A 14081-nucleotide genomic window follows, 5' to 3' on the forward strand; every position below is an offset into this window, starting at 1 on the left:
AGGAAGCTTTTGCAGAGTGTACTGGTCTGACCAGCGTAACATTCCAAGAGACATCTAAAGTAGCTACCATAGGAGATGAGGCGTTTTATGGATGCACAGGCCTAACGAGCATCACAATCCCCAATAGCGTGGCTACCATAGGAGATTATGCGTTTTGTGGTTGCACTGGTCTAGCGAGCATCACAATCCCCAATAGCGTAACTACCATAGGAGCTTATGCGTTTTGTCGTTGCACTGGTCTAACGAGCATAACAATTCCCAATAGCGTGACTACCATAGGAAATAATGCGTTTTATTGTTGCAAAAAACTAACGAGCGTAACATTCCAAGAGACATCAATCGTGAAAAGCATAGGAAATAGTGCGTTTTCTCGTTGCACTGGTCTAGCGAGCATCACAATCCCCAATAGCGTGGCTACAATAGGAGATTATGCGTTTTATTGTTGCGAAAACCTAACGAGCATAACCATGGAAAGAGCCGGCGTAATAATAGGAGAAAACTTACTAGGTGAATTTTCTAGTAATTTCAAAGTTGCATATACAGAAGGGGGCGCAGGCACTTATACTGCTGACACATACAATGGCGTGTGGACAAAGGTAGTAGGTTCAGCAGTAGTAACTGCATTAGCATTAGATACATTGGTAACAGCACCTGTAAAAGATGCAGCACCAAATACAACAGCCATAGATGCAACCCAGTACAGCGGAACAATTGCGTGGTTTGAATCAGATGGAACAGCATCTGTATCAGGAAACTTTGCAGCATCAACGGTATATGTAGCAAAGGTAACTTTGACAGCAAAATCTGGCTATACCTTAACAGGAGTTGCGCAGGATAGCTTCACCTACACCGGAGCAGCTGTAACCAATGCTGCTGATTCAGGCGAAGTAACAATTACCTTCGCAGCGACTGTAGCACCAGAGCAGGTAGCAACCCCGGTAGTTAGCGTAAGCAAAGACAGCGCAGATAACCGGGAAGCAGGCGTAACCTTATCAGTGGAAGCAGTAGGCGGCGTAACATTCTACTACACGTTGGATGGAAGCACTCCGACAAGCGGATCAACTCAATATACTAACATCGTAACCTTAACTGCTCCGAATCAGGATGAAGCAGCAACCATTACTATCAAAGTAATTGGTATAAAAGCAGGTTTAACAGATTCCGAAGTAGCAACGAAGACCGTAACCTATGCTGCGAAACCAGCTAAAAATGCCCCGACAGTAAAAGCTGGGCAAGGTACACAGACCGGCAATGCCACCCCGGCAGCAGCCAGTGGCAATCCAGCGGCAGTAGCATACACCGCAGATATGTCAGGCTGGTTTGAAGATGCAGATAGTGATGCCCTGACTTACGAAGTGGTATCAGCAGCGGACGGAGATTCAACCGATGTATCCAGCGATGTAAGTATCGTTGGAAACAACATTACCTATACCCCGGCAGCGGCACAAGCATCAAAGACCGTAACTATCGTGGTGAAAGCCAATGACGGTATAGCAGACAGCACCGGCAATGTAACCATTACCGTGACTGTGGGAGCAGTACCGGCGGATGTAGACACTACAGCACCGGTATTAAGTGCAGCCAGTGCCAGTGCAATAACCGATACAACTGCCACCTTGAACTTTACATCTGACGAAGCAGGAACCTACTATTATTTGGTTTATGCAGCAGCAGATGCGGCTCCGGATAAAGCCACCGTTAAAGCCCAGGGTGACGCAGTAGCCAAAGGTACAGGAGCAGCGTCAGCAGCAGCCAATACTATAGACGTGACCAGTCTGACAGCATCAACCACATACAAAGCGTATGTAGTGGTAGAAGATGCGGCTAATAACATTTCCGACGTAGCAACCATTGAAATAACCACAGCAGCATCAGCAACCAGCGCAACCATCGACCCGACAACTGGAAGCTTTGACAAGAAAGCGGAAGCCCAGGCCGATGTAACCACTACCATCACCTGGAACTCGGCAACCAGCGTAACAGCGATTAAGAAGGATGGAACCGCCCTGGATGCCAATACCGACTACGTAGTAGATGGTACCACCTTAACCATAAAAAAAATACTTGGCAGCGCAAGATGTTGGGGAGTTAGCTTTAAGCATCGAGTTTGACAAAGGTGAGGCAGCCAGCTTAACCATAACAATTAGCGACACAACCCCAGCTGATGAAGTAATCGAAACAGTAACAGCAACTTTAGCATCGCCGGGAATTGATGATGCAGTAGCGAGTGTTCCGGAGGCAACTGTTGAAGACACCGCACATTACACTCATACAAAAACCGAATGGAGCGGAGCAGCTGGAGCAGACTGGGTAGCTGATGATATTCCGGTAGCAGTAATTACCCTTACAGCAAAAATAGGTTACACCTTTACTGGATTAACTGCAGATAAGATAACAGTAGCAGGTGGAACAGTAAGCTATGCAGAAGGTCAAGGTGTGTTAGTAGAGGGAAAAACATTATCCTTTACAGTAACATACGATCAACTAGTTGCACCTGACACCACTTCATGGGATGGAACAACAGCTTCTTCATTTGCTGGAGGCAGCGGGACGGCGGCTGATCCTTACCAGATTGCCACTGGCCCCGAGCTTGCCTATTTGGCTCAAGTAATCAATGATACCACTACGAATGCCACATATAGAAACAAACATTATAAGCTGATGGCCAATATCAATTTGGGCGGGCATGGGTGGACTCCCATCGGGCTAAATGCAACCTATTGCTTTGGCGACAGCGGAGGAAGCTTTGATGGGAACGGTTACGCCATTTCGAATCTACAGATCGGCTCAGCGTCCAGCCCGAATACATCTTACATGAACGCTGGTTTATTTGGCTGGACTGCGAAGGGCACATTAAACAACATCGCCCTGGAAAATGTTGCTGTCTATTCTTCTTACAGTAACGGCAATGTCGGTGGGTTAACAGGGGTTTCCGGGATGCAGGCAAATATCTGCAACTGCTATGCCACAGGTATTCTGCAAAGCACCGGTAATACAGCATTTGTAGGCGGGCTGACGGGGAAGACCTTAAACGGCGCCTCAATAAGAAACAGCTTTGCCACAGCCGATGTGTCAACAGACGGGAAACAATGCTATCTGGGTGGCCTAGTGGGGCAGACACTGGTGAATAGCACCATAAGCAATTGCTATGTGACGGGAGATGTAGCCGGGGGCTTATCATCCAAGGTGGGCGGATTGGTAGGAGATAACCCCGGCAATATCGCTATAACAACTGGTTACTGGAACAGCGACGCAGTTCAAACGATAAACTCCGTTCCACAAGCTCCTAAAAAAGGAGTAGGTTCCGGTGCGGATGATACCACATCAATGTCTTCTGAAGAAATGCAGGCTGGCACCTTTGTCTTGACGCTAAGTGCGGAGGCTTTAAAGGACTCAGCTCTAAAACAATGGCTATTAATAGCTGGTAGAAATGATAACTATCCGCTTCTTGGCGGTGTGGGCGCCGGTCTGATTGCCCACGAGAATGCGGAAGTCCCGAAAATAACTGCCGACCCCGTAGGTAAAACAGTAAGTGTTAATAACGAAGCAAGACTGTCCGTAACTGCTATGATAAACAGTGGCATTTTATCATACAGGTGGTACAGCAATACCTATGACAGCAACACTGACGGTACATTAATCAGCGGCGCCACGGACTTAACTTATAAGGCTCCGACTGGTGTCGTCGGTACGATTTACTACTACTGTGTGGTTACCAATACTGATAGCAGAGCCACTAAAGTTCAGACGGCCACGACAACGAGCCAAACTGCTGCCGTCACGGTTATAGCGAATGAAGTGCCAATCGCCACAAATGTAGCCGTCATAGGCACGGTTCTGGTCGGGCAGACTCTAACCGGTAGTTATACGTATTTCGATTCCGATAGCGACCCTGAAGGTGTTTCACTTTTTAAATGGTATCGGGCCGATGCTGCTAACGGTGCCGGCGAGAAAGCAATTCCCGGAGCCACAGCAGTAACTTATACTTCAACCGAATCTGATCTGGGAAAATATATCTGTTTTGAGGTAACACCAGTTGCCACTAGCGGAGCAACTCCTGGGACAGCCCAAAAAAGCCCGTATACGACGCAAGTTTTAGCTGCGGGACTGGGCTACTGGACCGATCCCGGCAATTTTTCCCCAACCACCCCACCTTTATCAGGTTCAACTTATACCATCCGCAACGCGGCGGAGCTGGCCTGGTTGGCCGTCAATGTAAACAAGGGCACGAACTTTGATGGGAAAGCGTTTGTACTGGCAAACGATATCGATTTATCCGCTCATTCTTGGGTACCTATTGGGAGCAGTACCAATGCTTTTTACGCAACCTTCGACGGAAATGGCAAGACCATTTCCGGGCTGATTATAGGTACGGTAGGCAGCGGTTCTCAGCTTCAGTACACTGGCCTATTTGGCTTTGCTAATTTAGCGACGATAAAAAATGTTACCTTGACCGGGGTTAATATTAACTCTTCATCGAGCAGTGCAAACACATGTGCAGGTGCACTGGCGGCCCGTGCCTCTAATACTTCCATTATTAATTGCCAAGCTGCTGGAAACATAACCACCACCGGAACTCCGGTTAAAAGCGGAGGATTGGTAGGGTGGTTGCAAATCTCGGCAGTAAAAGATAGTCAAGCCGCGGGTAGCGTAACAGGTGGGGATGGAAGCTATTTGGGTGGCCTGGTGGGACATATGTACAAGGCTTCTCTATTAGATTGCTGTACTACAGGCAGTGTAACGGTGGGAAGTAGTAACTGCTCTGCAGGCGGATTAACGGGATTTACAGAGCCATCCAACAATTCGATAACAAACTGCTATGCTGTGGGCAATGTGGTTGCCGGCAGTGGTGCCAAAAGCGGTGGACTAATAGGTTGGGGCCAGAGTCAAATTATCAACTGCTATGCCACAGGTAATGTTATAGGCGGCATGAGAGTTGGCGGCTTGATCGGATGCAGTAATGAATCCGCTATCATCAATGCTTATGCCACAGGAAATCTGAGCGGAACGACTGTCGGTAACTTGGTGGGGTACGGCAGTGCCACTATAAGCGATGGCTACGGAAAAACTAATCCAGTCTTTCCCGTTAACACGGAGGAAATGAGGTCCGGCACCTTTGTAGCCATACTGAATAGCAATGTTCGCAGTTTGAACAACAGTGAACTAAAGCCCTGGATCGGAGTTTCCAATATGAATGACGGCTATCCACTGCTAAACGGTGTCGGTGACGGAGCCAATCAGAGTGATGCCGAAGTGCCAATTATAACAAACCATCCCGGGGACATTAGCGCAGGACAGGGGAGCGATGCCAGTCTATCCGTTTTGGCAAGCGGCACCGGAGACCTTTCTTACCAATGGTTCCAAAATAATAAGGATAGCAACCACCACGGTAGCCTTATCCCCGGGGAAACCGGTTCGACCTATACCGTGCCTACATCCATGCTAGGAACGATGTATTATTACTGTGCGGTGATTAATACCAAGACGACTTCCGGCATTCATACAGTTGCCACCGAGATGAGCCGAGCTGCAGCAGTAGTCGTAACGTCGGCGCCAGTGGTCCCATCCAGTGATGCGGGCCTGACCAGTGTAGCCGGCCAAACAGACAGCAATCCCGGGACACAGACAGGTGCAGATGCTGGCAATGCAATTATCTGGGCAGTAAACGTAGCCAGCGAAAAAGCTACCTTAGCCCGGGCTGACATTGCAGTAGCCACCAATGCAACCTTTAGCCTGTACTCTGATGCAGTTTTCACAACAGAGGTCGAAGACCCAGCAACTCTTGCCCTTGCTGTAGGTGACACAGTAGCTTACATCAAGGTAACTGCAGAAGATGGAACCACAGTAAAGTACTATGCAGTAACCATAATCAGAGCAGCGGCATAGATCAGACTAACACGAGACTTTCCTTCCCAAGCTGATCTAACCTGTGAGTAACCGAAGTAGAGAAACCAAGAAGCCCAGTGGGCAGCACCATAAGGCTACTCACGGGGTTTCTTCTTAACAAGAGCTGCACCCCGGCAGGATTGGGGCGCAATCCTACCGGGGCGCAGGGAACAGCTCAATAATGTGGGCAAAAACCAAGTCAGCCCCGAGTCGCTCTTATCTTAAAGCCGGGTTAGGATTTTCATAAGACGGGTCATGGGAAAGCTCTTTTATTCCTAGGGTCAGTGCCGCTATATTATTAGGGAATGTGCTTAGAAATTTGTTATACGTGAGTACGGACTCGATATAAGATTGGCGATACAGACCAGTTCGTTGCTGGAGCTTGTAGAGCTCTTGCTGTATTTGAATGAAGTCTTGGTCAGCTTGTATTTCCGGGTACAGATTGCTCAGTGAGAGCAGGGTTTCTAGGCGTATGTTTTGCTCCCAAAAAGATTGGGTAACGTCGGTCAATAGTTCATCTGTAAAGTGGAAAGTTGGCACAGCGGCCTGCGGTTGTATACTCTGTACCTGGTTAGTATGATTTGACACTATTTGGGCCAGATCTTGGATCAGATCGTTTGTTTCTTGGTACTCCATGTATAGGTGAGCCCGATTTGTATCTACTCGGATTTTTATGTTAGTCATCCGATCATAGAAGCAAGTAAGCCAGCCAGCGACCACAATAACAATAGATAGCAAACTTCCTACTATGAAGTATTGCATGTTGACCTCACTCCCACATCTATTCTCAGTGAAAACCGAAGAATTGTCGCGGGTTGACTATCCAAGAATATCTGATAAGCCTCATCCACCTAAATATAGCTGCTACTACTGCATTCTAAAACACCCAAAAGGGGTAGTTTAACAAAAAATGCCCCACCCAAAAGGGGTAGGTAGGGGCCAGTGAGGGCAAAAACAAGAGCCTGCGACTTGTTGTTAGCGCAGGCTTTCTTCAGTCTAAGCTGTTGATTCTGTTGTCCGCAAACAGTTTAATCAGTTCCATCTTGTTGTTAACGTTAAGCTTATGATAAATATTCTTCACATGGAATTTCATGGTGTTTTCGCTGATAAACAGACTTTCCGCAATAGCTTTATAAGTGTAACCCTGAAGTAAAAGCTTGACCACCTCCGCTTCTCGGGCTGTTAGTTGCTTGATATGCTTAAAGTCTGATAGGGCTCTGGATCGCTTGTTTTCCGGTCTACCGTCAAGTTGAATAAGAAAGGTGTGGTTTCTAAGCAGGTTTGTAAGCTGGAAGTTGAGTAATGGCAGCAGGATCATTACTGCAAAGATTACCACCAAGGCCATTACTGATGCCTGCTGGTGCCCTCCTTGGGCTGACTGTATCTGGCTGCCGATGATACCCCCCAGGAATATGCCTAACACGTTCATGGACAGGCCCACGCCCAGTACTTGGGCCGGATTATGCCAGTAATCCATGACGCCACTTAAGATACTCCACCAAAACAAATCACAGACGCCGAAGGCGCCTAGCATGAGAGTGTCTATGATCAGATAGCTGATTACGGACCGATCCAGCTGCATGAACAAGATGTAAGAAAGACCGATCATGATTAAGGCCACATAGAGAATGTAGGCTCTTTTGATCTCGGCCGGCAAGCTCCTGACCACCAGTAAGGCAGCAACATAAGGTATTGCCCAGTAATAGCTGGCCAGAAATTCATAATGGGCAAAAGCCGGATTCACAACCTGATACATCAAGCCCGAATTTATGGTGATGACCAGAATAAATAAAGACAACAGAATAAAGGGTTGAGACATAGTGGAAACATCTTTAGGGGATACGGCCGGATATATTATGCCTTCATCTAAACCGGTTTCTAATCGGAAGGTAACAAAAAGAGCCCCAAGAAGGGAGAGTATGGCCAGCCCAAGGGCAAAAGTTGCCGACACGTTAACTGCGATGACGTTAATTATGATCATGCCGATATTAGAGTAAATAAGGACATCGGCTGCAGTTCGCAGCCTTTGCTCCGGCTGAGAATACGCTTTGAAATAGAATCCCCAACTGGCTACAAACAGACCGGAAAACAAAGCCACAGCGGCAATGGCCATATACGACAAAGCTGATAAGGGTAGAAAGAAAATAAGGCTTCCCGCCAAACATACTACTAATGAAGCTATCATAGTTACCCTGGCAGCGTCTTGCCTTCTTACCAGAAAACCGGCAATGAACAATCCAACAAAATTAAGACAGACAGCTGTTAGCACAAGGGCTGACTGGTTGATGTCAGCCTTCTTTAACAGTGCATATAGGATTTGACCTTCAAACGGAAAGGATAACATCCAAGCCGAAAACAAGGAGAAGCATATAATAGAAAGCCCTCTTTGGTCTCTAATCGCCAGCCTAATGTTCATTTTTACCGGTCTCCTCTGCCAACCCGGCTGTCCCTTAACAATTATATCATGCCATCCCTTCCCTTCACAGATTTTCTGTCTTTTAACAAAACAACCTGTCGCTATTTTCAAACACCGGCCGGATTGGTATAATAGGGTAAAGAGTGAAGGTTCTACAAGAGGGGCGAGCAGTTATCTAAGGAGGTAAACCCCCATGACTCCGGACAAAGAATCTACTTACCAACCCCGGTATTGGGGAACACTTGATGAATATATTAGCCAGGTTCGTCCACGAGCTCGTCGCATCAACTTGTTAGCAGCCGCAGCTCTGCCGCAACGCTTACCTGGGCGCAGGCCCCGCGATCCACGGGAAGAGCGTATTCTCACCCGGCTTGCCATCTCCAGTTGGAACAGGGCTCTCGAATCAGGACTGCTAGAGCAAATCGGGCCGAGGAGGTATAAGCTTAATGGCTAACAACCCGGATTGGTTTTTAAGGAAGGTGAGTGAAAAGAAGCTTGCCACGGAACGAACCCTATACATCTTAGCTGCTTTGACGCTAGCTCTGCAGAAATACAATATTAAGCCGATTTTAGTCGGTGGCGGTGCTCTAGAATTCTATACATTTGGAAACTATGCAACGCATGATATTGATCTCGTGGCTGACGAACGGCATCTAGTGGGGGAAGCCCTGGAGACATTGGGCTTTTCTCATGAGCCTGGTTTCCGCCATTGGTATCATGAAGATCTAGATGTCAGCATAGAGATCCCAGACACCAAACTCGCAGGATCTTACGAAAAAGTTACGTCGATCGACGTACATGGGGTATTGGTTCAGATAATTTCCCCCGAAGACTTGTTGATTGATCGACTGGCAGCTTATAAATTCTGGAAATCGCTAAGTGATGGCGAGTGGGCGGCTCGACTCTATGCTATTCACGGAAATAACATGGATCTCAAGTACCTGGAAGAACGAGCGAACAGTGAACAGGTGCTCGATGTACTCAAAGAAGTCATGAAAAGAAGCAAGGAAAGCAAGAAATCTAGTTAGCTGCCGTATTGGCTTCTTCTAGCATATCAAGGGCCTAGGGCCTGGTCATAGCATTGTTGGGGCCATTATCTCCTCTTCTTATAGGAAATAGGGCCTCTGTTTATTTGACTTTAAGCCGGGAATCCTTTAGAATAAGTGACATACAATAGAAAAGATGTCAGTTTAAGGAGAGGAGGTTCCAGGCATGCCGGAACATACCGTCCGGCAACTGGGTAAGTTATCACGACGGTCACAGATCATCATCGTGGTGGCGTTGCTTTTCTCGCTGCTTTTGGTTGGCTATGTTGATGCGCGAAAAGAGATTACCCTGGTTGTAGACGGCGTGCCCTGCACGGTGCGAACTATGCGGGCAACAGTAGGCACTCTACTGGAACAACAAGGTATCGAACTGGCTCTGGAAGACTTAGTGGAACCTAGCTGTGATACCAAGCTGGAACGGACCATGACGGTGAACATACGGCGGGCTGTTCCAGTAACCTTGGTTGTGGGCGGTACTCCCATGGAGGTAAAGACGGCTCAACCAACGGTGGGCAAGGCGCTGGTTGGTTGGGGCGTAACAGTAGATGAAAAAGACCGGTTGGATCCTGCTGTCGACACACCTATTACCAGCGGTCAGAAGATTACCCTGGTGAAAGTGGAGGAAAGAGAGACTAAGGACCAAGTTAAGGTACCTTTTACGGTCCAGCGACGGCAGGATGGTAACTTGGAACTGGGTCAGGTCCGGGTGGTTCAAAAAGGTGAGGAAGGTTTAGCCCATCGTCAGTTGCGTCAGATCCTGGAAGACGGAAAACTGGTGCGGGAAGAGGTTATATCGGAACAGGTGGTTCAGCCACCGGTTTCGGAAATAGTAGCGGTGGGCACCATGGGCACGATTAGCCGGGGAGGAAACACCTATCAGTACAGTCGGGCTATTAGTGCTGTGGCCACTGCCTATTGCCCCACTGATGTGGGCGGTAGCCATACAGCATTAGGTATTAAACCCAAGCGCGGTATTGTAGCGGTAGATCCCAGGGTTATCCCGCTGGGCGCCAGGGTATACGTGGAGAATTACGGCCCGGCCCTGGCAGCGGACACCGGCGGAGCTATCAAAGGAAACCGCATCGACATCTTTGTCGACTCCCACAAGGAAGCTGTGAGCTGGGGCCGCCGGAAAGTAACCGTATACGTACTCAAGTAAGGAAAAACAGGGAACCGAGCAGAAACTCTGCTCGGTCTTTTGTTATGTAGCGCCGGTCTTAAAGCTGTCGGCTTCGGCAGCAACCAAGCGGCGGGACAAGTTGATTTCTAACCCTGTCCGAGGTTATACTAGGGTAAAGACGGACAGGGGAGAACTGGCATGGGCGGCGGAATTCGAGAACAATTGCGACAGCATAACCTTAGAGCGAAGAAGCGCCTGGGCCAGAATTTCTTGTTGGACAAGGGCATTCTGGCGCGCTTGGCCGACGCAGCCGAGCTCTCCCGGGCGGATACGGTGTTGGAGATCGGTCCCGGCAGCGGTAATCTTACGGTGGAACTGGCTCGGCGGGCGGGCCGGGTCATTGCGGTGGAAGCTGATCGGGAACTGGAGCCCATATTAGCGGCTAACTCGGCCGACTTCAGCAATATCCATCTCGTCTGGGGCGATTGTCTGGAGTATAGCTGGGACGAATTATGGCAACTGGCTCCTCCCGTAAAGACCCAGCAGCGCAAAGTGGCGGCTAATCTGCCCTACTATATCACTGGCCCGGTGCTAGTTAAGCTGCTCACTGAGAGCCCTAGACCCAATCTGGCCGTAATCCTAGTGCAACTGGAAGTAGCTCAGCGCTTGGTTGCCCAACCGGGGACCAAAGAGTATGGGAGCCTGTCCGTGCTGACCCAGTTTTACACCTGTCCGGAACCGGTGCTGAAGGTTCCGCCGGCAGCTTTCTTCCCCCGACCTAAGGTTTGGTCGGCGGCGATCCGACTTCGATTTCGCCCTCAGTCAGCGGTGCCGGTAGAAGACGAACAGTTCTTTTTCCAGGTAGTGCGGGCGTCGTTTAGCCACCGGCGCAAGACACTGGCCAACAGCCTCCAGCATGATTCCGGTATCGGTCTGACTAAGGAGTGTATAGCCGCTGCCTTGGAGAGCGCTGCCATTGATCCCCAAAGGCGCGGCGAGACGCTAAGTCTGGAGGAATTTGCCCTGCTAGCGAAGGCGCTGGCTGAACATATGGGCTGACAAAGGATGTGGTCGTGTGGTACGAAAAGAGTTCATCAGTCCCACCAAAGGCCCCATGTCGCTTAGACAAGTGTTTACCGATATTTTGCAGTATGTGGCCGACGAGCCTCAAATGGACTATCGTTTGATTATCGGCACCGATTCCCAGCCAAGAGAGGAACATGTTTGCTTTGTCAGCGCCATTATTGTACACCGACAGGGAAAAGGAGCCCGCTACTTCTATAATAAGAGATATCAACGCAAGTTCATGTCCATGCGGCAACGCATCTTTTATGAGGCATCGCTGAGTTTGGACGTGGCCAGCCGACTCACGGCCTTGTTGGCTGATAGCGGCCATAACGAGCTCAATATCGAAATTCACCTGGACGTAGGTAGGATAGGCGAGACTAAGGACCTTATCCGGGAAGTGGTGGGTATGATCACCGGCAGTGGATTTGAAGCCCGCATCAAGCCTGATTCCTACGGTGCCTCCAAGGTGGCCGACCGCTATACCAAGTAAATCAGGCTGGGCCGTGATGCCGCCGCCAAAGAATACAGGCGACGGCTATTATTATGCCGACGCTGGCCACTTGCGCCGCCCTGAGGGAACCTAGCATTAGGCTATCGGTTCGGAATCCTTCCACGACGAACCGACCGACTGAATATAAACCCAGATAGCTCAAGAACACATCCCCGGGTTTGATTTTGGGGTGACGCCGTAGGCGCAGCAATACCAAAAAAACCAGGAAGTTCCATATAGATTCATATAAAAAGGTAGGGTGGCGCCACTCACCGGCAATATACATGGCCCAAGGCAAGGAAGTGGGGTAGCCGTAGGCTTCTTGGTTGAAAAAGTTGCCCCAGCGACCGATGCTTTGTCCTAGAATTAAGGAAGGAGCCGCGATGTCGGCAATCTGCCCAAAGCTAAGATTATACCGTCTGGTGTACCATAGGCCCACCAGTATGGCTGCTGTAATGCCGCCATGAATGGCCAGGCCGCCGCGCCAGATCATGGGAATCTCAATTAGATGCTGGCGGTAGTAGCCCCAGTTAAAAATTACGTAATAAAGGCGGGCACCGAGCCAACCTAACGGTGCACCGACAAGGGCCAAGTTCAAAATGGTGTCTTCGTCTATTCCTTGGCGCTCGGCCTCAGCGAGGGCGATTTTAGTACCAATGAGTAAAGCTACGGCCATGATAATGCCGTACCAACGAACAGGGATCGGGCCAATACTGAACGCGATCGGATTGGGATTCACTTCTTCACCGGCCTTTCTCGAGCTGATTTTGTTGGGTAAAGTAAAATACACCGGCAGGTGGCTGTGTGGGCTGAGCTTCAGTTAGAATTCCCAGCCGGTCAAGGAGAGGGAGCAAGCCGCCGGTAAGTTCCAATGAGATTAATTCTGCACGTGGTACGAAGCGGGCTTGCTGGGCATCGGAAGAACAGACCAGCTTACCCTCCATTTTATTAACCCAAAAGTCTACTAACGTATAATGATACAGTACCTGCCCTTTCTCATCCCGAAAGATAGAATCGAGCACAGCAATCGGCGGACCTACTTCAATATCCAAATTGCATTCTTCTTTGATTTCACGCCGCAGGGCCGCCTCTAAAGTCTCGCCCAGTTCCACTTTGCCGCCGGGAAGGCTCCAGAGTCCTTGGGCCGGTGGTTTTCCCCGCTGAATCAAGAGGATAGAATTACCCCTTACTATCACAGCTCCCACCCCAACCAAGGGCTGGGTCGGATAACGGCGCTGCATAAAAATCCCTTCTTTCTTGGTTTACGTAACTATTATACCCTGCCTTGACTCTTGTGGGTAGTTCACAGGAATTTATGGTATGACTAACATAAATTGGGTTAATGATAGTAAATAAGGGGTCTCCTCCAGGCGGGAAAGCGGTCAACGAGGATGAAATTGGCTCAAACCTGTGATATACTTTAACCTGTGACAAGCCTTCTTAATTGCAAGAGAAGGCGCACGGGAGGGATAACGGTGGAAAAAATACGAGTACGGTTTGCCCCGAGCCCGACCGGTAAATTGCATATTGGCGGGGCGCGTACAGCCTTGTTCAATTGGCTGCTGGCTCGCCACACCGGCGGCACGTTTGTCCTTAGAATCGAAGACACCGACACGGAGCGGTCCACGCAAGCGTCGGTTGATCAGATTTTGTCTTCGCTCAGGTGGCTGGGGCTCAATTGGGATGAAGGGCCTGAAATCGGGGGGGAGTACGGTCCGTATTTCCAATCACAGCGACTCCATCTTTATGAGGAGAAGGCCCAAGAGTTGATTGATAAAGGGGTGGCCTACCTTTGTTACTGTACTCCGGAAGAACTGGAAGCCCAGCGGGAAGAAGCTCGTCGCCAGGGCCGGGCCCCGGGTTATACCGGCCGCTGCCGCAATCTCACCGAGAAAGACCGCGTCCGCTTGGCAGCAGAAGGACGCCAGCCGGTGGTGAGGCTTAGAGTCCCGGACGAAGGGGAAACGGTAGTGGACGATCTTATTCGAAGCCGGGTGGTATTTAAGAATAGCATACTGGATGATTTTGTCGTTCTAAAGTCCAACGGTATGCCTA

Annotated in this window: 12 protein-coding genes; 8 read left to right on the forward strand and 4 right to left on the reverse strand. The window is 49.4% G+C overall.

Annotation, left to right across the window (positions count from 1 at the left end):
- On the forward strand, positions 1–2111 hold a 2111-nt coding region (locus tag GX016_08065; GenBank protein HHT71514.1), incomplete at its 5' end, for a leucine-rich repeat protein.
- A complete protein-coding gene (locus GX016_08070; protein ID HHT71515.1) occupies positions 2065–5886 on the forward strand; it encodes a hypothetical protein in 3822 nt (1273 codons plus the stop codon). The genes GX016_08065 and GX016_08070, both read left to right, overlap by 47 nt.
- A gap of 216 nt (positions 5887–6102) precedes the next feature.
- On the opposite strand, the gene GX016_08075 is transcribed toward GX016_08070, so the two are convergent.
- Positions 6103–6648, reverse strand: a complete 546-nt coding sequence (locus tag GX016_08075) for a LemA family protein (protein ID HHT71516.1) — start codon at positions 6646–6648, stop codon at positions 6103–6105.
- Between the two features lie 229 nt (positions 6649–6877).
- Positions 6878–7204, reverse strand: coding sequence for a helix-turn-helix transcriptional regulator (locus GX016_08080; protein ID HHT71517.1), 327 nt, complete (start codon positions 7202–7204; stop codon positions 6878–6880).
- A 1291-nt stretch (positions 7205–8495) separates the two neighbouring features.
- On the opposite strand from GX016_08080, the gene GX016_08085 reads away from it, so the two are divergent.
- The 5 genes from GX016_08085 (at position 8496) to GX016_08105 (ending at position 12026) form a co-directional block, all read left to right on the forward strand.
- On the forward strand, positions 8496–8756 hold the full coding sequence (locus GX016_08085; protein ID HHT71518.1) for a hypothetical protein: 261 nt from the start codon (positions 8496–8498) through the stop codon (positions 8754–8756).
- Entirely contained in the window at positions 8749–9330 is a 582-nt protein-coding gene (locus GX016_08090; protein ID HHT71519.1) for a nucleotidyltransferase family protein, read from the forward strand. Before GX016_08085 ends, GX016_08090 begins: the two co-directional genes overlap by 8 nt.
- Positions 9331–9514: 184 nt before the next feature.
- Positions 9515–10507 (forward strand): DUF348 domain-containing protein, encoded by a 993-nt coding sequence (locus GX016_08095; GenBank protein ID HHT71520.1) that lies wholly within the window; start codon positions 9515–9517, stop codon positions 10505–10507.
- 159 nt (positions 10508–10666) lie between these two features.
- Positions 10667–11527: a 16S rRNA (adenine(1518)-N(6)/adenine(1519)-N(6))-dimethyltransferase RsmA gene (rsmA, locus tag GX016_08100; protein ID HHT71521.1), complete on the forward strand. Its 861-nt coding sequence runs from the start codon at positions 10667–10669 to the stop codon at positions 11525–11527.
- A gap of 55 nt (positions 11528–11582) precedes the next feature.
- A complete protein-coding gene (locus GX016_08105; GenBank protein ID HHT71522.1) occupies positions 11583–12026 on the forward strand; it encodes a hypothetical protein in 444 nt (147 codons plus the stop codon).
- A gap of 1 nt (position 12027) precedes the next feature.
- Here the strand turns inward: GX016_08105 and GX016_08110 are convergent, their stop codons facing one another.
- Both GX016_08110 and GX016_08115 read right to left on the reverse strand, forming a co-directional pair.
- Positions 12028–12750 carry a prolipoprotein diacylglyceryl transferase gene (locus GX016_08110; GenBank protein HHT71523.1) on the reverse strand — a complete coding sequence of 241 codons (723 nt, stop codon included), beginning with the start codon at positions 12748–12750 and terminating at the stop codon, positions 12028–12030.
- A gap of 19 nt (positions 12751–12769) precedes the next feature.
- Positions 12770–13267, reverse strand: coding sequence for an NUDIX hydrolase (locus GX016_08115; protein ID HHT71524.1), 498 nt, complete (start codon positions 13265–13267; stop codon positions 12770–12772).
- 234 nt (positions 13268–13501) lie between these two features.
- On the opposite strand from GX016_08115, the gene GX016_08120 reads away from it, so the two are divergent.
- Positions 13502–14081: glutamate--tRNA ligase (locus GX016_08120; protein ID HHT71525.1), on the forward strand; the 580-nt coding region annotated here is incomplete at its 3' end.

It is taken from the genome of Bacillota bacterium (genome assembly GCA_012837285.1).
GTDB lineage: Bacteria > Bacillota > DTU030 > DUMP01 > DUMP01 > DUNI01.

Coding starts and splice junctions, on each gene's coding strand:
- GX016_08075 (HHT71516.1), bottom strand. CDS start 6,648: ATGCAATACTTCATAGTAGGAAGTTTGCTATCTATTGTTATTGTGGTC.
- GX016_08080 (HHT71517.1), bottom strand. CDS start 7,204: ATGATCCTGCTGCCATTACTCAACTTCCAGCTTACAAACCTGCTTAGA.
- GX016_08085 (HHT71518.1), top strand. CDS start 8,496: ATGACTCCGGACAAAGAATCTACTTACCAACCCCGGTATTGGGGAACA.
- GX016_08090 (HHT71519.1), top strand. CDS start 8,749: ATGGCTAACAACCCGGATTGGTTTTTAAGGAAGGTGAGTGAAAAGAAG.
- GX016_08095 (HHT71520.1), top strand. CDS start 9,515: ATGCCGGAACATACCGTCCGGCAACTGGGTAAGTTATCACGACGGTCA.
- rsmA (HHT71521.1), top strand. CDS start 10,667: ATGGGCGGCGGAATTCGAGAACAATTGCGACAGCATAACCTTAGAGCG.
- GX016_08105 (HHT71522.1), top strand. CDS start 11,583: ATGTCGCTTAGACAAGTGTTTACCGATATTTTGCAGTATGTGGCCGAC.
- GX016_08115 (HHT71524.1), bottom strand. CDS start 13,267: ATGCAGCGCCGTTATCCGACCCAGCCCTTGGTTGGGGTGGGAGCTGTG.